The organism is Streptomyces sannanensis, from assembly GCF_039536205.1.
Classification (GTDB): domain Bacteria; phylum Actinomycetota; class Actinomycetes; order Streptomycetales; family Streptomycetaceae; genus Streptomyces; species Streptomyces sannanensis.
Window position 1 is genome coordinate 643,201 of record NZ_BAAAYL010000001.1, and the last position, 18,611, is coordinate 661,811.

General features: G+C 70.9%; 17 protein-coding genes. 10 read left to right on the forward strand and 7 right to left on the reverse strand.

The features are described 5' to 3' along the window. The first annotated feature begins 77 nt into the window (after positions 1 to 77). Together ABD858_RS02820 and ABD858_RS02825 are read left to right on the forward strand one after the other, a co-directional pair. Entirely contained in the window at positions 78 to 560 is a 483-nt protein-coding gene (locus ABD858_RS02820) for a DUF309 domain-containing protein (RefSeq protein ID WP_345034312.1), read from the forward strand. A gap of 486 nt (positions 561 to 1,046) precedes the next feature. Beyond that, positions 1,047 to 2,144, forward strand: coding sequence for a baeRF2 domain-containing protein (locus ABD858_RS02825; protein WP_345034315.1), 1,098 nt, complete (start codon positions 1,047 to 1,049; stop codon positions 2,142 to 2,144). Positions 2,145 to 2,308: 164 nt separating this feature from the next. Here ABD858_RS02825 and ABD858_RS02830 read toward each other — a convergent pair whose 3' ends face one another. Further along, positions 2,309 to 2,947, reverse strand: a complete 639-nt coding sequence (locus tag ABD858_RS02830; RefSeq protein ID WP_345044230.1) for a response regulator transcription factor — start codon at positions 2,945 to 2,947, stop codon at positions 2,309 to 2,311. Next, entirely contained in the window at positions 2,944 to 4,689 is a 1,746-nt protein-coding gene (locus tag ABD858_RS02835) for a sensor histidine kinase (protein WP_345034317.1), read from the reverse strand. Before ABD858_RS02835 ends, ABD858_RS02830 begins: the two co-directional genes overlap by 4 nt. 162 nt (positions 4,690 to 4,851) lie before the next feature. Here ABD858_RS02835 and ABD858_RS02840 point away from each other — a divergent pair, with 162 nt between their 5' ends. From ABD858_RS02840 to icmF, 3 genes are all read left to right on the forward strand, one after another. Further along, on the forward strand, positions 4,852 to 6,606 hold the full coding sequence (locus ABD858_RS02840) for a S8 family peptidase (RefSeq protein WP_345034318.1): 1,755 nt from the start codon (positions 4,852 to 4,854) through the stop codon (positions 6,604 to 6,606). 18 nt (positions 6,607 to 6,624) lie between these two features. Beyond that, the gene (locus ABD858_RS02845) at positions 6,625 to 6,897 is read left to right on the forward strand and encodes a hypothetical protein (protein ID WP_345034319.1); all 273 of its coding nucleotides are present in this window, start codon (positions 6,625 to 6,627) and stop codon (positions 6,895 to 6,897) included. Between the two features lie 203 nt (positions 6,898 to 7,100). Next, on the forward strand, positions 7,101 to 10,352 hold the full coding sequence (gene icmF / locus ABD858_RS02850; RefSeq protein WP_425586141.1) for a fused isobutyryl-CoA mutase/GTPase IcmF: 3,252 nt from the start codon (positions 7,101 to 7,103) through the stop codon (positions 10,350 to 10,352). A gap of 193 nt (positions 10,353 to 10,545) precedes the next feature. Here icmF and ABD858_RS02855 read toward each other — a convergent pair whose 3' ends face one another. Together ABD858_RS02855 and ABD858_RS02860 are read right to left on the reverse strand one after the other, a co-directional pair. After that, entirely contained in the window at positions 10,546 to 11,382 is an 837-nt protein-coding gene (locus ABD858_RS02855) for an undecaprenyl-diphosphate phosphatase (protein ID WP_345034320.1), read from the reverse strand. 154 nt (positions 11,383 to 11,536) lie between these two features. Next, positions 11,537 to 12,181, reverse strand: coding sequence for a DedA family protein (locus ABD858_RS02860; protein WP_345034321.1), 645 nt, complete (start codon positions 12,179 to 12,181; stop codon positions 11,537 to 11,539). Between the two features lie 129 nt (positions 12,182 to 12,310). Between ABD858_RS02860 and ABD858_RS02865 the strand changes: the two genes are divergently transcribed. The 4 genes from ABD858_RS02865 (at position 12,311) to ABD858_RS02880 (ending at position 15,413) form a co-directional block, all read left to right on the forward strand. Further along, positions 12,311 to 12,700 (forward strand): BlaI/MecI/CopY family transcriptional regulator, encoded by a 390-nt coding sequence (locus tag ABD858_RS02865; RefSeq protein WP_345034323.1) that lies wholly within the window; start codon positions 12,311 to 12,313, stop codon positions 12,698 to 12,700. A gap of 12 nt (positions 12,701 to 12,712) precedes the next feature. Further along, positions 12,713 to 13,660: a M56 family metallopeptidase gene (locus ABD858_RS02870; RefSeq protein WP_345034324.1), complete on the forward strand. Its 948-nt coding sequence runs from the start codon at positions 12,713 to 12,715 to the stop codon at positions 13,658 to 13,660. Between the two features lie 212 nt (positions 13,661 to 13,872). Next, positions 13,873 to 14,931, forward strand: coding sequence for an NAD(P)-dependent oxidoreductase (locus ABD858_RS02875; RefSeq protein WP_345034327.1), 1,059 nt, complete (start codon positions 13,873 to 13,875; stop codon positions 14,929 to 14,931). Positions 14,932 to 15,095: 164 nt separating this feature from the next. Beyond that, entirely contained in the window at positions 15,096 to 15,413 is a 318-nt protein-coding gene (locus tag ABD858_RS02880) for a DUF6404 family protein (RefSeq protein ID WP_345034329.1), read from the forward strand. A 185-nt stretch (positions 15,414 to 15,598) separates the two neighbouring features. Here ABD858_RS02880 and ABD858_RS02885 read toward each other — a convergent pair whose 3' ends face one another. Then, positions 15,599 to 15,883 (reverse strand): DUF397 domain-containing protein, encoded by a 285-nt coding sequence (locus tag ABD858_RS02885; RefSeq protein WP_345034330.1) that lies wholly within the window; start codon positions 15,881 to 15,883, stop codon positions 15,599 to 15,601. Between the two features lie 11 nt (positions 15,884 to 15,894). Then, positions 15,895 to 16,746, reverse strand: a complete 852-nt coding sequence (locus tag ABD858_RS02890; RefSeq protein ID WP_345034331.1) for a helix-turn-helix domain-containing protein — start codon at positions 16,744 to 16,746, stop codon at positions 15,895 to 15,897. Between the two features lie 201 nt (positions 16,747 to 16,947). Between ABD858_RS02890 and ABD858_RS02895 the strand changes: the two genes are divergently transcribed. Continuing rightward, positions 16,948 to 17,391: an ATP-binding protein gene (locus ABD858_RS02895; RefSeq protein ID WP_345034333.1), complete on the forward strand. Its 444-nt coding sequence runs from the start codon at positions 16,948 to 16,950 to the stop codon at positions 17,389 to 17,391. A gap of 197 nt (positions 17,392 to 17,588) precedes the next feature. Here ABD858_RS02895 and ABD858_RS02900 read toward each other — a convergent pair whose 3' ends face one another. Then, the gene (locus tag ABD858_RS02900) at positions 17,589 to 18,551 is read right to left on the reverse strand and encodes an electron transfer flavoprotein subunit alpha/FixB family protein (protein WP_345034335.1); all 963 of its coding nucleotides are present in this window, start codon (positions 18,549 to 18,551) and stop codon (positions 17,589 to 17,591) included. Positions 18,552 to 18,611 lie beyond the last annotated feature (60 nt).

An 18,611-nucleotide genomic window follows, 5' to 3' on the forward strand; every position in this document is an offset into this window, starting at 1 on the left:
TGAGAACCATACAACATTCCGGGCGGGAGTCCGACTCCATCGCCTCGCGGCCCGTCAATTGGTGTGAGAATCGGTGCATGAACAGCGTGCAGCGGGACCGCGATGCGCAGGGCCGGGCGCGCAGTGCACGTCCTCGTGACGGGCTGGGACGGCCGCTGCCCTACGGTGCGCCGGGCGTGGCCCGGCAGCCCGAAGGGGTGGTCCGCTCCCCCGCGGAGACGGTGCGGGAGGCGCAGCGGCTGCTCGACGCGGGGATGCCCTTCCATGCGCACGAAGTGTTCGAGGACGCGTGGAAGACCGGGCCCGCGGCGGAGGCCGGACTGTGGAAGGGGCTGGCCCAGCTCGCGGTGGGGCTGACGCACGCGGCCCGGGGCAATGCGGCAGGGGGCTCGGCGCTGCTGGCCCGGGGTGCCGAGTCGATCGCGGCGTTCCGGGACGTACGGCCGTACGGGATCGATGTCGAAGGGCTGACCGGCTGGGCGCGTGAACTGGCCGGGGTACTGGACCGGGACGGCCGGCCGGTGTCGGCCGTGGACTGGGCGCCGCGGATCACGGGCTGACACAGACCGTTCCGGGCGTACGGTGACCGTGCGCCCCTCGGCGGCGCGTTCGCGCAGGTGGACGAGTGATTCCGGGATGTCAGCAGCCCCTGGGCACACCGCGTGGCGAGCTCCGCACAGTGGCGAGGAATTGTGCCGCGGGGCATCGATCTCGCAGTCGTACCACGCAGTTGAGGGCTCAGTACTGCGGCCGACCGCAGCGGCTCTGCCTGACCGTGGCATTGCCGGTGGCCGGGTACACCCGCGGACGACGTGGGCCTGGCCGGGACGGGACGGGCCAGGCCCGGACGGGACAGGCCCGGACGGGACGGGACGGGCCAGGTTGACGGGCCAGGCCCGGACGGGACGGGACGGGCCAGGTCGGGACGGCGGCCATGCCGGCGCCGGGCGCCTCCTCCCGGGGCGGCCCTGTTTTCACAGCGGGGCGGGCCCCATCATCGAAGGAGGGGGGACGACCGACGATCGACTGATCGACGAGGAGTGGCGATGAGGCTGTCGTTCCTGGAGCCCCTCTACGCCGAGCCGGGCCCGTTCGCCTCCGTGTACCTGGACACCTCCCGCGACGTCCAGCATCCGGAGCGGGCGATCGCGCTGCGCTGGCGGCGGTTGCGCGACGTCCTGGCCCGTCAGGGCATCGACCGGGCCTCGCTGACCGCCATGGAGCAGGTGGTGGGGGCGGACACGGAAGTGCCCGGGACCCACGGGCAGGCCATCTTCGCCGCGCACGGAACCCTGGTGTTCGACGGGGAGCTGCCGGTGCCGCCGACGCACGACTCCGCGCGCTACGGCACGCTGCCGGACGCGATGCCGCTCGTGGCCCAGCATGTGCCCGAGATCCCCTATCTGGCGGCGGTCGTGCACTACAGCGGTCTGCCCACCGCCGAGACCGTGGGCTGGGTGACGGTGGAGGCCGAGACCGGCGTGTGGCCCGCCTCCACTGTCACCCCGGGTGAGCGGCTGCATCAGCGGGTGCCGGTGGGCGAGTGGCACCGTTCCGCCGTCCGGCTCGGCCATCGGCTGGACCAGTGGGCACGACGCGACCACGCCGACGCCGTCGTCCTGGGCGGGGACGACTGGGCGTGCAATGTGCTGGCCCGCCGGCTGCCGGAGAGGCTGCACCACCGGGTCGTACGTGTCGGGGGCCCGACGCCCACGGACACCGGGCGGGCCCTGCTGGAGCCGCAGCTCGACAGTGTGTTCCGCGGCCACATGGCCCGGCACGACTGGGCCCTCGTGGAGAAGTTCATCGCGCGGCGGGCCCGGGACGGGGCCATGGCCGAGGGCCTGGCCGCCACCGTCGCCGCCCTCCAGCGCGGCCAGGTCTCGGCGCTGCTGCTGAACCACCCCCCGGAGTCCTCGCTACGCCTCTGGGCGGGCCCGGAGCCCACCCAGCTGGCCCTGACCGAGGAGGAGCTGAGCTCGTTCGGCGTGCGGGCACCTCACGAGGAGCGTGCCGAGGAGGCCCTGGTCCGGGCCCTCGTGGGTACCGGCGCCGAACTGGTCGTCGTACCGGAGCAGGTGCTGCCGCTGCAGGACGGGGTGGGGGCGCTGCTCCGCTACACCGATCCGGGGACACCGTCCTGAGGGCGTCCCTGGACGACCCGGATCCGGGTCTCAGGGCTGACCCTGATGCCCTGGGCTTCCGGCACGTCTAGCGTGGACTTCACCGGCACCGCTCCGTGGACGGCATACACGGGGGTACTTGGGGGAACGTCGTCCCCGGAGCGGACAGCCGAGGCATATGCCGGTCAGGCACGCAAATACGTCAGCACGGCCATCACCCGGCGATGGTCCATGAGGTCCGCCTCCAGCAGCAACTTGGTGAAGATGTTCCGTACATGCGTCTCCACCGTTTTGCCGCCGATGACCAGTTGCTGCGCGATGGCCTCATTGGACCGTCCCTCGGCCATCAGCGCGAGCACCTCGCGCTCCCTGGCGGTGAGCCCGTCGAGCGGGCCGGGGGCGCGTGGTGCGTCCATCAGCCGGGCGACGACCGCTGGGTCCACGACGGTGCCCCCGGCGGCGACGCGTTTCAGGGCACTGCCGAGTTCGTCGATGTCCGAGATACGTTCCTTGAGCAGGTAGCCGAAGCCGTGCGGGTCCTGGGCGAGGGCGCGTACGGTGCCGGCTGTCTCGACGTACTGCGACAACAGCAGCACGCCTGTACCCGGGTGGCCGGCGCGGATGGCGGCCGCCGCGCGGATGCCCTCGTCGGTGTGGGTCGGGGGCATCCTGATGTCCAGCAGGACGGCGTCCGGCCGGTGCGCGGCGACCAGGCCGAGCAGCGGGACCGTGTCGCCGCAGTGCGCGGGCACCTCGAAGCCCTCGTCGGTGAGGAGCCGGACCATCCCCTCCCGCAGAATCGCCGAGTCCTCGGCCACGATCACCCGCACGGCAGCTCCGCTCTGATCCTGGTCCCGCCGCCGACGGGACTGTGTACGTGAAGGACGCCGTCGACGGCGGCGAGCCGGTCCGCGAGACCGAGCAGCCCGGTGCCGCGCGCGGTGTCGGCGCCGCCGATGCCGTCGTCGACCGTCTCGATCACCAGTCTGCCGTCGCGGTACCGGGCGGAGACGCTGACCGCCTTCGCCCGCGCGTGCTTGGCGGCGTTGGACAGGGCCTCGCAGACGGTGAAGTATGCCGTGGACTCGACGACCGGGTCGTAGCGCCGGGGCTCGGCCGCGACCACGACCGGCAGTTCGGCCTGCTCCGCCAGCGCCATGAGTGCGGGGCCGAGGCCTTCGCGGGTGAGGACGGCCGGGTGGATGCCGTGTGCGATGCCGCGCAGCTCCTCCAGGGCGAGCTTCAGACTGCGCTCGACCTCGGCGACGGAGCGGCGCAGTGAGTCGTCCGGGTGGTCGGCGAGGCCCTTGTCCACCCGGCGCAGCGCCATCAGCGCGAAGACCAGGCGGGCCTGGGCACCGTCGTGCAGGTCCCGTTCCAGCCGCTTGCGTTCGGTGTCGGCGGCGCGGACGATGCGCGAGGTGACCTCCTTGGCGCGATTGCGCAGCCAGACGTTCTCCAGCGCCAGCCGTAGGGACGCGGCCACGGCCTCCAGCAGCTCGGGGTCCTCGGCGAGCGCCGGATCGTGTCTCAGCAGCGCCAGCGCGGTGCCGCGGGAGGAGTCGACCCGGGTGCAGCCGGCGCCGGCGGCGCGTACCGTCCGGCCGTCGCTGTCGAGGTACGCGTCCTGCTCCTCGTGCCACAGTGCGAGCCGCAGCGTGGGGTCGCCGAGCACTCGGGCGAGGGCCTCGCGCAGCCGTCCCGGGTCGGGGTCGGCGCCCACCTCTATGACGAGGCCGCTCACCTCGGCCCGCTGGAGCTGCATCCGCAGCAGACCGGCGAGGAAGGCGATGGGCACCGCGGTCTGGGTGAGGTCGGAGAGCAGGTAGAACGCCTCCTGGGCCGGCCCGCTCAGGGTGGGCAGCAGATACAGCACCAGGTCCCAGACGAGGAAGGACGTCGCGATGGCGATGGCGATCCAGGCCGGAAGGAGCGCTCGCCGCCGTGCGACGGAGGCGCGCTGCCAGCGGCGTACGATCAGCGCCACCATCACCATGGACACCACGAAGCCGACGGCGCGGAAGGCGCCGTCGACGTAGTCGAAGAGGTATGTGGCTCCGGGGACCAGCAGCGGATTGGGGCCGCAGTCGCGGCAGTCCAGATAGGTGGTGCCGGTCGCGACGGCCGGATCGAACGTCAACGCCCGCAGCAGTCCGCCCACGGCGACGAGCCCGTACCCGAAGAACACCAGGCGCCGGGTCGGCACCGTGGTGAGCCGTCCGTCGGGGAAGGAGACCACCAGGTGGAGGAGGACGGCCGCATTGAGCCCCTCCCACCAGGCGCCCGCGGCGAAGAGCGCGGGCACTCCGGTGCCCTGCAGATTGCCGAGGAACCAGGTGATCCCCTCGGCGGCCATCAGCACGCCGGTGCGGTTCGCGGGCCGGCGCCACCAGGCCACGATCCCCGCGGCCGCGTACGCCCAGCCCACGGCCAGGTCCCGCGCCACGTCACCCGCCGACCCGCCGGCCCTCGCATACGCCCAGCCGCCGATCGTCCCCGACGCGACGGCCGCAGCCGCCGCCACGCCCAGCCGGAGCCGCAAGGCCCGCTTCCCCTGCGTCTTCACCGGCCACACGGTAGGCCATGGCCGGAGCGGTCGGACACGGCGCGACGGATGGTCCCGGCCGCCCGGATGGCGGTTCCCGCCGTGCGGTGCCGCCGCGGGCGGCCGAGGCTGGGGGCGACTGCGGCCGGAACGGCCTTCGACGAACGCTGAGGGAAACAGGTCATGGACTACACCAAGCTGTCGCCCGCACTGGCGGCGACGTACGAGCGCTACCAGCAGGAGGGCCGCGCGCGAAGCCCGCTCACGCGCCAGGCCCGGATGCTCGGCCTCGTCTCCGTACGGGAGGAAGCGAAGCCGGTGCGTGTCGTGGTCTCGCTGGAGTGCGATCCCGACGCCACTCTGGAAGGCAGTCTGAGCGACGGGATCGAGCTCAACCAGGGCGGCAGAAGGGTGCGCACCGCCATCGTCCCCCTGGACGAACTCCAGCGGCTCTCCATGCACCCCGGCGTCAAGCGCATCGTGCCGGCCACGCAGCTGCGCCCCTGCCTGAACCTCGCACAGGCGAAGGTCGCCGTGCCGGAGTTCCGGCTGAACACCGGACTCACCGGCAAGGGCGTCGTCGTCGGCATCGTCGACAGCGGTATCGACCCCCTGCACCCGGCGTTCTCGGGACGGATCGACCGGATCTGGGACCAGACGATGCTCGGCGGTACCGGTGTTCCGGAGGGCAAGTACGGTGCGGAGTTCACCAATGCCGGGATGACGATGGCCACCCTGTCCCGCGACACCGAAGGCCACGGCACCCATGTCGCCGGCATCGCCGCGGGTGTGGACGGCGTCGCCCCCGAGGCGCGTATCGTCATGGTCAAGACGGACTTCCAGGACGCGCACATCATCGACGGTATCCAGTACATCTTCCGGGTGGCGCGCGACCTCGATCTGCCCGCGGTGGTCAACCTCAGCCTGGGCGGGCACTTCGATCCCCATGACGGCACCGACCCGATGTCCCTCGCCATCGAGGAGGAGACGGGCCCGGGCAGGATCGTGTGCTGCGCCGCCGGCAACGAGGGGGACGACGACCTCCACGCCCGGTTCACCGTCACGGACGGCGCCGTCCGCTCGGTCCCCTGCCACCCCGGCAGCTTCCTGGGCGGGGCGGACATCTTCTGGCTCAACGGCTGGTACCCGGGCAACGACCGTCTCGAGATCGCCATGGCGTCCCCGTCCGGGGCCACGACTCCCTTCCAGCCCGTCCGCACTTCCGGCACGCCGGTGAGCAACTTCGACCTGCCCGAGGGCAAGGTCCAGATCGTCACCCCGGGTCCCGACCCGGCCAACGGGGACCACAACTTCGTCGTGGTCGTGGAGCCCGGACCCGGCACCTCTCCCGGCACGTGGCAGCTGCTGGTCCGCGGAGCGCCGGGCGGCAGAGGCACGAGCCAGGTCGACGTATGGATTCTCGGCCGCCCGGAGGCCCGGCCGCAGCCGCAGTTCAGCGGCCCCGCCGTGAACGATGCGATCAAGGTCGGATCCCCCGGTGCCGCTTCCTCGGCGATCACCGTCGCCGCCTTCACCACGCGCAAGGAGTGGCGGGACATCGACGGGAACGACCGGGAGGCCCTGGGGCTGCGGCTCGACGACATCGCCGGCTTCAGCAGCGAGGGCCCGCGCCGGGACGGGGCGCCCAAGCCGGACATCACCGCCCCGGGCGCAATGGTCATCTCGGCGCTGTCCCGCGACACCGTCGACATGCCCCGCAGCCTCATCACGAGTGTGGGCCATGTGGCCATGCAGGGGACCAGCATGGCCACGCCGTTCATCGCCGGGATTGCCGCGCTGCTGCTCCAGCGCGACCCGGGCTGCGATCCCCGTAAGTTCCTGGACATGCTGAGGGCGAATGCCACGATTCCGGGCGGCACGCCCGGAGCCTTCAACCCCAAGTGGGGTCACGGGCTGCTCAAGGCCACCCACCTGTGAGCGTGTGACCATCGGCTGATGGACTATCGCAAACTCGACGCCTCCCTCGCCGCGGCGATCGACGCCAAGGAGAGCGCTCCGGACGCCCGGGAACTGTCCGTCCTCGTACGACTCGCGGAGCCGCCTTCGGCCGCCCAGCTGGAGCAGCTCCGCGGGTCCGGGGTGGACGGCGCGGCCCCCGGGCGCACGGTGCAGACCGGCACGCTCTCCCGCCGGGACGTCGAGGCACTCTCCGCCCAGACCTGGGTGCTCTCCCTCACGTTGTCCGCTGCACGGCGCCCGCTGCTGTAAGGAGCGGGCGCTCCGGGGCCGCTGACGGACTCGTCAGCGGCCCCGACCCGCCGAAGACACCAGGAGTGACTCACACCACGGGAGGCCGGGACTTGCCCGGCACCCCCCTCCAGCGATTTACTAGGACATCCTAGTAACTTACCGACGGTGACCAGATGTACGCGCGGTCCGTGACCGCGGCAGACGGTCATATGGAGGAAAGCGTGTCCGCTGACAACGCAGCCGCGCAGCTGTACCGAGCGAAGCATCCCGTACGGTTCGTCACCGCGTCGAGCCTCTTCGACGGGCACGACGCCTCGATCAACATCATGCGGCGCATCCTGCAGTCCCAGGGCGCGGAGGTGGTGCACCTCGGGCACAACCGCTCGGTCGGCGAGGTGGTGAACGCGGCCCTGGAGGAGGACGTCCAGGGCGTGGCCGTCAGCTCCTACCAGGGCGGGCACATCGAGTACTTCGAGTACCTGATGGAGCAGCTCCGCGAGCGCGGCGCCGGCCATGTGAAGGTCTACGGAGGCGGGGGCGGCGTCATCGTCCCCGAGGAGATCGAGCGGCTCGCCCGCTCCGGCGTGCGCATCTTCTCCCCCGAGGACGGCCAGCGCCTCGGCCTGGCCGGCATGATCAACTCGATGGTCGAGGAGTGCGACAGCGCGCTCTGGGACGTGGCCCCGGCCGGTCTCACGGCCGTCCTCGCCGGGGAGCGTCCGGCGCTCGCGCGGCTGATCACCGGCCTGGAGGCGGGCGCGGTCCCGGAGGCGGACCTGCACACGCTGCGCGAGGCGGCTGCCGCGCGCCCGGTCCCGGTTCTGGGAATCACCGGCACGGGCGGATCGGGCAAGTCCTCGCTCACCGACGAGCTGGTACGGCGGCTGCGCACCGACCAGCAGGACAAGCTGCGCGTGGCCGTCCTGGCCGTCGATCCCACCCGACGACGTGGCGGCGGTGCGCTGCTGGGCGACCGTATCCGGATGAACAGCCTGGACGGCGACCGGGTCTTCTTCCGCTCGCTCGCCACGCGCGGCAGCCACGAGGTCCCCGACGGCCTGCAGGACACGATCGCCGCCTGCAAGGCGGCCGGATACGACCTGGTCATCGTGGAGACCCCGGGCATCGGACAGGGCGACGCCGCCATCGTCCCCTACGTCGACATCTCGCTGTATGTGATGACGCCCGAGTTCGGCGCGGCCTCGCAGCTGGAGAAGATCGACATGCTCGACTTCGCCGATGTCGTGGCCATCAACAAGTTCGAGCGTCGCGGCGCCCAGGACGCCATGCGGGACGTCAGCCGTCAACTGGTCCGCAACCGGGAGGCGTTCAGCTCGCGCCCCGAGGACATGCCGGTCTACGGCACCAGCGCGGCGACCTTCAACGACGACGGCGTCACCGCCCTCTACCAGCACCTGCGCGGCCTGCTCACCGAGCGCGGTCTCCCGGCGCAGGCCGGAGCCCTCGCCGAGGTGTCGGTGCGTCACTCCAGCGGCGCGGCCCAGATCGTGCCCCCGGCACGGGTGCGGTACCTCGCGGAAATCGCCGAGGGCGTACGTCGCTACCACGCCGACACCGCCGCCCAGTCCGAGGCGGCCCGGCGGATCCAGGCCCTGACCTCGGTCCGCGACGAGCTGGACGCGGCCGGCGCGGAGGCGGGTTCCGCCGATGTCGCCCGGCTCCTGGACGACGCCCGGGACCGGCTCGCGCCGGCCTCCCGCCGTCTCCTGGAGGAGTGGCCCGAGACCGTACGGGCCTACTCGGGCGACGAGCTGGTGGTGACCGTACGGGACCGCGAGCTGCGCACCCGGCTGGTCCGCGAGTCACTGTCCGGCAACCCCATCCGCCGGGTGGCGCTCCCGCGCTACACCGACCACGGCGAGCTGCTGCGCTTCCTGCGCGCGGAGAACCTGCCCGGCCGCTTCCCGTTCACCGCCGGCGTCTTCCCGTTCAAGCGGGAGGGCGAGGACCCGGCGCGTATGTTCGCCGGTGAGGGCGACCCGAAGCGCACCAACCGACGCTTCCACTACCTGTCGAAGGACAGCGAGGCCACCCGGCTGTCCACGGCCTTCGACTCGGTGACCCTCTACGGCCGCGACCCCGACCTGCGCCCCGACGTCTACGGCAAGGTCGGCACGTCCGGCGTGTCCGTGGCCACCCTCGACGACATGAAGGACCTCTACCAGGGCTTCGACCTCGTCGCACCGACCACCTCGGTCTCCATGACCATCAACGGGCCGGCGCCGACGATCCTGGCGTTCTTCCTCAACACGGCGGTCGACCAGCAGCTGGACGTCTTCGCCGCCGAGCACGGCCGCCCCGCCGAACCGCACGAGGCGGAGCAGATCCGGGCCCGGACGCTGAGCAGCGTCCGTGGCACAGTGCAGGCCGACATCCTCAAGGAGGACCAGGGCCAGAACACCTGTCTGTTCTCCACCGAGTTCAGCCTGCGGATGATGGCCGACATCCAGGAGTGGTTCATCGAGCAGGGCGTACGCAACTTCTACTCCGTCTCGATCTCCGGCTACCACATCGCCGAGGCCGGGGCGAACCCGATCAGCCAGCTCGCCTTCACCCTCGCCAACGGCTTCACCTACGTCGAGGCGTACCTGGCCCGGGGCATGAACATCGACGACTTCGCCCCGAACCTGTCGTTCTTCTTCTCGAACGGCATGGACCCGGAGTACTCGGTCCTCGGCCGGGTCGCCCGGCGCATCTGGGCCGTGGCGATGCGGGAGCGGTACGGAGCCGGCGAGCGCAGCCAGAAGCTCAAGTACCACGTCCAGACCTCCGGCCGCTCCCTGCACGCGCAGGAGATGGACTTCAACGACATCCGCACGACGCTGCAGGCGCTCATCGCCATCTACGACAACTGCAACAGCCTGCACACCAACGCGTACGACGAGGCGGTGACCACCCCGACCGAGGACTCCGTGCGGCGGGCGCTGGCCATCCAGCTCGTCATCAACCGCGAGTGGGGCCTGGCGATGAACGAGAACCCCCTGCAGGGCTCGTTCGTCATCGACGAGCTCACCGACCTGGTCGAGGAGGCGGTACTCGCCGAGTTCGAGCGGATCAGCGAGCGCGGCGGTGTGCTCGGCGCCATGGAGACCGGCTACCAGCGTGGCCGTATCCAGGACGAGTCCATGCTGTACGAGCAGCGCAAGCACGACGGCTCGCTGCCCATCATCGGCGTCAACACCTTCCGCAAGCCCGGCGGTGAGCAGGTCCAGACGTCCGTCGAACTGGCCCGCGCCACGGAGGAGGAGAAGCAGTCCCAGCTGGACCGGGTACAGGACTTCCAGGCCCGCCACCAGGACCAGGCCGAGGCCGCCCTGGCCCGCCTGAAGGAGGCCGCCACGACGGGGGCCAACGTCTTCGCCGTACTGGTGGACGCCGCGCGGGTGTGCTCGCTGCAGCAGATCTCCGAGGCGTTCTTCGAGGTCGGCGGCCAGTACCGGCGCAACGTCTGACAGCGAAAGGCCGGGGCCGCGTGGCGAGTTGACCACGCGGCCCCGGCCTTTTGTCTCCTGCCCTGCGCCCGCGACCCCGGCGCGGTGTCTCGCAGGCAGGGGTGCGCTGCACTGTCGTCACATCCAAAAACGTAGCAATTGCCGCATCGGACCGGCCGCGGCGAGCGGACGCGGCCGGTGCGTTGTGGTGCGGTCATGTGGTCAGCACGCCGGTGGTCAGCAGACCGAAGAGCAGCACGCCGACGACGATCCGGTAGATCACGAAGGCGTTGAAGGAGTGCCGGGCAACGAACTTCAGCAGCCAGGCGATCGAGGCGTAGGCCACCACGAAGGAGACGGCGGTGCCGACGGCCAGCGGCGCGAAGCCGACTCCGGCACCAACGGCGTCCTTGAGTTCGTACAGGCCCGCGCCGGTGAGCGCCGGGATGCCGAGGAAGAAGGAGAGCCGGGTGGCCGCGACGCGGTCCAGGTCCAGCATGAGGGCGGTGGACATGGTGGCGCCCGAGCGGGAGAAGCCGGGGAAGAGCAGAGCGAGGATCTGCGAGGAGCCCACCAGCATGGCGTCCTTGAAGCCGGTGTCGTCCTCGCCGCGCTTGTGCCGGCCCATCCGGTCGGCCGCCCACATCACACCGGATCCGACGATCAGGGAGCCGGCCACCACCCACAGCGAGGCCAGCGGTCCCTCGACGAGAGGCTTGGCGACCAGGCCCACGACGACGATCGGGATGGTCGCGAAGATGACCCACCAGGCGAACTTGTAGTCGTGGTGGTAGCGCTCCTCACGGTTGACGAGCCCCCGGCCCCAGGCGGAGACGATCCGCACGATGTCCTTGAAGAAGTAGAGGAGCACCGCGGCGATGGCACCGACCTGGATGACGGCGGTGAAACCGACGACGGCGGTGTCGTCGACCGGGATGCCCATGAGCCCCTCGGTGATCTTGAGGTGCCCGGTGGAGGAGACCGGGAGGAACTCCGTCACCCCCTCCACGATGCCGAGGACGGCGGCCTGGGTGACGCTGATAGCACTCATGGGGTCCATCTCTGCGGTGGGGCGGACGGGGCGGGCATGCGTGGTTCGGCGGAATGGCGCGCAGGAGTTGTGATGCGACGTGTGCGACGGGGTTCCGCGGCCAGGGTGCGCGGGCGGGCGCAGGCGTCGCCCGCGGCCGGCCGGGACAGTGCCCTCACCGAGGCGGCTCCGTGGTGGTGCGGGCGCGACGGCGGGAGCGCACCACTTCCAGGGCCAGCGGCACCAGGGAGACGGCGACGATGAGCCCGACCATGGGCAGCAGATAGCGGTCGACGTTGGGGATGCTCGACCCCAGGGCGTAACCGGCGAACACCAGGCCGACCGTCCACACCAGTCCGCCGGCGACCTGCCAGAGGGTGAAGGTGCGCGCGGGTACCTTCAGGGCCCCGGCCAGCGGGTTGAGCACCGTGCGCACCATGGGGATGAAGCGGGCCAGGACGATGGCTTTGCCGTGGCCGTAGCGGGCGAGAAGCTCCTCGGCCCGGACCGCGCCGTCCAGCAGATGCCGGTTGCGGGTACGGGCCAGCAGCGCCCCTCCGGCGCGGCGACCGATCAGGTAGCCGGTCTGGGCACCGAGCAGCGCCCCCGCCACGGCGGCGATCAGGACGCCGGGCAGCGACAGATGTACGCCACCGGCCCCGGTGGTGCACAGCAGGCCGGCGGTGAACAGCAGCGAGTCACCGGGCAGGAAGAACCCGACCAGCAGGCCCGTCTCGGCGAACAGCACCAGAAAGACGCCGACGGCGCCGAGCGCCGTCAGCAGTGAGGTGGCATCGAGCGGATTGAGCGCCTGGGGCACCCGGGGTCCTTTCCTGCCCTGCGCTGTCCGGGAGACAGGGCGCATGGCACACTCGGGAGGGCGGTGTCTTTTACACGCCCATAGAAGTTCTACACGAATGTAGAAGACGAGAGAGGGAACGACAAACCCATGGGCGCGAATGCGCAGGAGCGGGGCCCCAAACGGGCCAACGGCGAGCGCGAGGCCGAGATCCTCGGCCTGCTGCAGCGAGCCGAGGGCGCTCTGACACCGGGCGAGGTCACCGAGCGCCTCGGCGACGGGCTGAGCTACAGCAGCGTGGTGACGATTCTCAGCCGTATGCACGCCAAGGAGCTGCTCAGCCGCACTCCGCGCGGCCGCGCCTACGCCTACGCGCCCGTCACGGACGATCCCGGGTTCGCCGCCCGCCGCATGCGCACCGTCCTGGAGGAGCGCCCCGACCGTGAGGCCGTCCTGGCCCGCTTCGCCGACGGCCTGTCCGCCACCGACGCGGACCTGCTGCGCCAACTGCTCGGCCCCGACCAGGACCCCGGCCGATAAGGTCCCGCCTGGATGCACATCGCCGTCTACCTCCCGCTGCTGCTGTCCGTGCTCGCCCCGATCGGCGCGCGGGTACTTCCCGAACGCTGCGAGCCCCGCCTGGCCACCTGGCTGCTCACCGTCTCGGCCCTGGTGCTGGCGGCGACGAGCACCCTCTCGCTCGGCCTGCTGGCCGCCACCGGTCTGCTCCGCATCCCGCTGCTCGCCGGCCTCGGGCACTGGTCGACCCTCGCCGCGCAGCAAAACGACCCGGCCGAGCTGTCCATCGCCCTGATCGCCGGTTTGCTGCTCGGCGGATCGGTCATCACTGCGGCCCGCATGCTCTGGCAGCGCGCCCGCTCACTGGCCGCCGCCGCGCTGGAAGCCGCGTGCATGCCCACGACCGACGGGCTCGTCGTCGTCGACGACGCGGTCCCGGAGGCTTTCGCGCTGCCCGGGCTGCCGGGCCGCGTCGTCGTCTCCACCGGCATGCTCCACACCCTGGAGGAGAAGGAGCGCGACATTCTGCTCGCGCACGAGCGGGCCCATCTGGCGGCGCACCACTATCTCTTCGTCGCCCTCGCCCAGCTCGGCGCCGCGGCCAACCCGCTGGTGCGGCCGCTCGCCAACGCCGTCACCTACACCATCGAACGGTGGGCCGACGAACACGCAGCCACCGCCACCGGTGACCGGACCCGGGTCGCCCGCACTGTCGGCAAGGCCGCCCTCGCCGCGCACCACTCCCCCGCCCGAGCGCGGATCCCGCGCGCGGCCCTCGGCATTCTCGGCGTTCTCGGCCGCCGCAACCCGCTCTCCGGGGCGGGCCCGGTACCCCGCCGCGTCGCCGCCCTCCTCGCCCCGCCGCTCCGCCGCCACCCCGCACTCATGGCCGCCACCGCGGCGGTCCTCACCGCCGCGGCCTGGTCCGTCGCCGATGCCGCCTTCGACCTCCACCTCCTGCTGGAGGCCGTCGGCATCTGACAGCCGCATTGGTCGCCCCTGGGGATCGCGGACATCGGTACGACCTCGGCCGGCCGCGCCGGGGCGGCCGTCGTCGCCCGCCTTGCCGTGTTCGTCTCGCGCGCCTGCGGCGTCCTGCTCATGGCACAGCCGATGGCCGCAGCCTGATACGCCGATTTTTCGCTGCCGGCCTCTGGACCCCGGAAAGTTCGCAGGCGGGGATGGGACGTTTCATGGAGCGGAAGCACGTTCTGCTGCTGGACGCGGCTCCTGGGGAGCTGCTCGATCTCGAGCTGGAGCGGCTGGTCGGGCACGGGCTGGCCGTCACGCTGAACCTCCGACGGGTGACCGACCGGGCGAGCGCGCGGGCGACGTGGGCGGGCCTGGTGGACTTCACCGATTTCGACCTCTTCGACGAGCCGACCCTGATCACCGAGATCGGCCGGGGCGGGCTCGGTTACCACGCGGTCAAGTCCCGCGCGGGTGTCCCGCTGCGTGCCGGATTCCTCGCGGCGGCGACCGAACCCGCACTGGCCCATCGGCTCCGGGTGATCGGCCGGGCCGGGGCGGGCACCGACCACGTCGATCTGGCTGCCGCAGCCCGCCACGGCGTCACCGTCACCCATACCCCGGGCTCCAACGCAAACGCGGTCGCGGAGTTCGCCCTGGCCCAACTGCTCGCCCTGACCAGGAACCTGCCGGCACACAACGAGGCCGCGCACCACGGCCGCTGGAACGCACCGGCCGCCCCCGCCCTCGAGCTGTCGGAGCTGACCTTGGGCATCGTCGGGCTGGGGCGGATCGGCCTGGCGCTGGCAGACCGGGCAAGGGCCCTGGGCATGGCCGTCCAAGGTTTCTCCCGGCGCCCGACAGGGGCGCCGGTACGCCGGACGGAGTCGCTCGGCGCCCTCCTGGCCACCAGCGACGTGGTGTCCGTGCACCTTCCGCTCACCCCGCAGACCCAGCAACTGATCGGCCGGGCGGAACTGGCGCTGATGCGACCGGGATCGGTCCTGCTGAACACCTCCCGGGGCGGGATCGTCGACGAGCAGACGCTGGCCGACGTGCTGCGCGACCCGGCACACCCACTGGCGGCCGCCGCCGTCGACACCTTCGCCCATGAGCACGCCGCCTTCACCTCGCCGCTCTTCGGCCTGCCCAACGCCCTGCTCACCCCGCATGTCGCCGGAATGACCCGAAGCGCCATGGCCGAGGCGGCCCTCCGCTGCGCCGACCACATCGCAGCGCTGCTCGCCAACCGCCCTGAGGGTGTCCCCGTAATGACGCCGTGACGCCCGCAGCCAGCGGTTGAATGAGGCGATGTGAGCAATACCCAATGGGCGCGGTGGGAGCCGTTGCTCAGCGGCGAAAGTCATTGACGAATGGTGGCCGCAGGAACTGCGGGGCATGCGCCCTCGGGTCAGGGGGCAGCCGATCGGCCGCCTATCCTTCTGCCATGGCGAACTGGCGGCGGTCTCTGGGGGATGCGTTCTGGGCACTGGATCGGGCCCTGGGTGGGCAGCGGCGCCCAACCCGGCTCCAGAAATGGGTGGCCCGACACCCGATCGGCGCCGCTCTCTACGCGGCTGTTCCCTTCACGCTCTTCTTCTTGATGGTGTCGAGTGAAGAGGAACCCGACAATCCCCTGTTCGCTGTGTTCTTCGGGCTGATCACGGGACTTGTCTTCGGACTCACGGCTGCCGCAGAGCGGCTCCGCCAACGCCGGCTCAAGCGGCTGGGTGTATGGGACGGATCGTCAACTACCCGTCGCTAAAGCGACAGGCTTGCACAACGAGCATCGCTGGCGGTGATGCTGCCTTTGCGTCCGGCCTCTCCCCGCTGGCGCGGCGGTGGGGCGGGGCCGTTGACTGGGCCCCCGTCGCCACAACTCCCACGCGCGGGCGCGGCGCCGGCGCTACCGGCCCCCGCACCACGGCCTTGCCGCCGCGATCAGGTGCGTCACTTCTCGTGAGTCGTCGTGACGACCTCGTCCGGCGCGGCGGCCGACCGGATCCGGGTGGTTTCGCAGGGGACGGCCTCGACCTCGATTCCAGCCGCGGGGTTCTGGCCTTCTTTGATGGCTTGGAGCCAGGCGGCCCAGGTCGTGGGGGTGGTGGAGAGTATGACCCGTGCCGGGTCGGCGCTTTCGGTGAGCTTGATGGTGCTGTCAGGGGTAGCAGCGGCGTGCAGGCAGGAGTCGCCCTCCGAGCAGTACGAGGATTTCTGCCATAGGTACGAGGTCACTGGGGTTCCCTTCACAGGTTCTGAGCGATGCCGTGGATCAGATCCCTGGCCTTGGCCGGGGTGAGCATCACTGCCTTCAGCCGGCCGAACAGGGTTCGATACTTCTGCAGTTGTGCCTCGGCGTCCAGGAACATCAGCCCGTGCGACTGATCGAGGTGGACGGTGTCCAGCTGCGGAACCGGTCCGTGCGCGTAGTAGATCGACTGACCTGAGCCCGGGAAGGCGCCCACTTCGAAAGGGATGGCCTGGACGGTGATGTGCTCGTGCTCGCTCATGTCGAGCAGGTGCTGAAGCTGCTTCCGGGCAATGCTCCTCCCGCCGACCCTCATGTGCAGCGCTGCCTCGTGGACGATCGCCTGGTAGGGCACGGGTGTGTCCTGGTAGAGGATCGCCTGCCGCTTGATGCGGAAGGAGACGCGGTGCTCCACATCGGGCGGGGACAGCTCCGAGACCCCTTGACGGAAGACCTCCCGGGCATGCTCAGGGGTCTGGAGCAGCCCGGGAATGTGGGAGCAGATGGATCCCCGCAGCCGACGGGCGTGGTGTTCCAGCTCGGCGAGGTCGAGCAGGGCGCTGGGGAGGATCTCGCGATACTCCTCCCACCAGCCGCGCTTGCGCTCCCCTGTCATGCCGATGAGCGCCTCGACCAGAGCGGTGTCCGAGCAGTCGTAGTGGCAGGCCAGCATGCGGATGCGCTCGGGGCTCACTCCGAATCGCCCCGCTTCCATGTTGCTGATCTGTGTCTGCTTGATGCCCAGCAGCCTGGCTGCCTCGGTCGCACTGAGGCCTGCACGCTCACGGAGCTTGCGCAGCTCGGCGGCAAGCCGGAGTTGACGGGCCGTCGGGGCGCTTCTCAAGGGCATGGACAGGTCTCCCTCGGTGCAGGAGGTCACCCACATGAGTGGCCCTATTACTAATTCAACCGAAACCGCTAAACACTTTAAGCGAGCTCGCTAGTCTGTGACCTAGGCCACTCTCCTGGAAGTGCACCGGTCGACGGATCGGCAGAGCCACCGGGCAACCGCGAGACCCTCCACAACATCCCTCCGTGATCGGAGACTTCCATGACCACCGTATCTCCGCCCTGGGCCTACACACTCCAACTCCCACAAGACCCCCGCGCCCCCGGCGTGGCCCGTGTGACCCTCCGCGCGGTGCTCGCCACCCACGGCATGGCCGACCTGGCTGCCGACGCCGAACTGCTGGCCAGCGAGCTGGTCACCAACGCCTACCTGCACTCCGACGGGCCGTACACCCTCCGCCTCCGCGCCATGGAACCCGACCGGCTGCGGGTCAGCGTGTGGGACAACAACCCCGACATTCCACCGCCCTTCCGCGACGGCGCGGTCGCCCAGCCACCGGACACCGACGAACACGGTCGCGGCCTGGTCCTCGTACAGCACTGCGCCGACAACTGGGGCGCGTACCTACTCGGCGCGAGCGGCCGCTTCGGGGAGAGCGGCAAGCTGCTGTGGGTCGAGTGCGGGCAGGGAGCATCGACCGCGTGAGTGCGGAATGTTGTGTCGTGTGCCTACGACGGGGTGCGCGGAACGGGGCGCAACCCTACGTACTGTCACGGGCCAGCTGATCCCGTCGAAGCTGATGCGCATGCGGGGGCCGGGAGCGCGCTCGCGCGTTCAGCAGTAGAAGGGCGGGGCCGCGCGGTGAGTTCACCGCGCGGCCCCGGGCCCGGTCGTATGGAGGGTCAGCCCTTGCGGGTCTTGATCTCCTCGGTCAGCTGCGGGACGACCTCGAACAGGTCACCGACCACGCCGTAATCGACCAGATCGAAGATCGGCGCCTCGGCGTCCTTGTTGATCGCCACGATCGTCTTCGACGTCTGCATACCCGCCCGGTGCTGGATCGCACCCGAGATACCCGTCGCGATGTACAGCTGCGGCGACACACTCTTACCGGTCTGGCCGACCTGACTGGAGTGCGGGTACCAGCCCGCGTCCACCGCCGCACGCGACGCGCCCACCGCGGCACCGAGCGAGTCGGCCAGCGCCTCCACGACCGCGAAGTTCTCCGCACCGCCCACACCACGGCCGCCGGAGACCACGATCGCGGCCTCGGTCAGCTCCGGACGGCCCGTCGACTCACGCGGCACACGCGAGACGACCTTCGTGCCGGTGGCCTGCGCGGAGAAGGACACGCTCAGCGCCTCGACCGCACCGGCCGCCGGGGCGGCCTCGACCGGCGCCGAGTTCGGCTTCACAGTGATGACCGGAGTGCCCTTCGAGACACGGGACCTGGTGGTGAACGACGCGGCGAACACCGACTGGGTCGCCACCGGGCCCTGCTCGCCGGCCTCCAGGTCGACGGCGTCGGTGACGATGCCCGAGCCGATCCGGACCGCCAGACGCGCGGCGATCTCCTTGCCCTCCGCGGAGGACGGCACCAGCACCGCGGCCGGCGAGACGGCCTCGTACGCGGCCTGCAGCGCGTCCACCTTCGGCACGACCAGATAATCGGCGAACTCCGGGGCCTCGGCGGTCAGCACCCGGGTCGCACCGTGCTCGGCCAGCGTGCCGGCGGTGGCCTCCGCACCAGAACCGAGGGCGACCGCGACCGGCTCACCGATCCGGCGGGCCAGAGTCAGCAGCTCCAGGGTGGGCTTGCGGACGGCACCGTCCACGTGGTCGACATAGACGAGAACTTCAGCCATGGGATTGCTCTCCTGCGAATGCGAAAGGGCCGGGGACTGGACGAACTTCTGGCTCGCGAG

Excerpts from the sequence above, each read along its gene's own strand:
- ABD858_RS02870 (WP_345034324.1), top strand. The coding sequence starts at position 12,713 with ATGCACATCGCCGTCTACCTCCCGCTGCTGCTGTCCGTGCTCGCCCCG.
- ABD858_RS02820 (WP_345034312.1), top strand. The coding sequence starts at position 78 with ATGAACAGCGTGCAGCGGGACCGCGATGCGCAGGGCCGGGCGCGCAGT.
- ABD858_RS02900 (WP_345034335.1), bottom strand. The coding sequence starts at position 18,551 with ATGGCTGAAGTTCTCGTCTATGTCGACCACGTGGACGGTGCCGTCCGC.
- ABD858_RS02855 (WP_345034320.1), bottom strand. The coding sequence starts at position 11,382 with ATGAGTGCTATCAGCGTCACCCAGGCCGCCGTCCTCGGCATCGTGGAG.
- ABD858_RS02845 (WP_345034319.1), top strand. The coding sequence starts at position 6,625 with ATGGACTATCGCAAACTCGACGCCTCCCTCGCCGCGGCGATCGACGCC.
- ABD858_RS02825 (WP_345034315.1), top strand. The coding sequence starts at position 1,047 with ATGAGGCTGTCGTTCCTGGAGCCCCTCTACGCCGAGCCGGGCCCGTTC.
- ABD858_RS02840 (WP_345034318.1), top strand. The coding sequence starts at position 4,852 with ATGGACTACACCAAGCTGTCGCCCGCACTGGCGGCGACGTACGAGCGC.
- ABD858_RS02890 (WP_345034331.1), bottom strand. The coding sequence starts at position 16,746 with ATGCCCTTGAGAAGCGCCCCGACGGCCCGTCAACTCCGGCTTGCCGCC.
- ABD858_RS02895 (WP_345034333.1), top strand. The coding sequence starts at position 16,948 with ATGACCACCGTATCTCCGCCCTGGGCCTACACACTCCAACTCCCACAA.
- ABD858_RS02880 (WP_345034329.1), top strand. The coding sequence starts at position 15,096 with ATGGCGAACTGGCGGCGGTCTCTGGGGGATGCGTTCTGGGCACTGGAT.
- ABD858_RS02875 (WP_345034327.1), top strand. The coding sequence starts at position 13,873 with ATGGAGCGGAAGCACGTTCTGCTGCTGGACGCGGCTCCTGGGGAGCTG.
- ABD858_RS02865 (WP_345034323.1), top strand. The coding sequence starts at position 12,311 with ATGGGCGCGAATGCGCAGGAGCGGGGCCCCAAACGGGCCAACGGCGAG.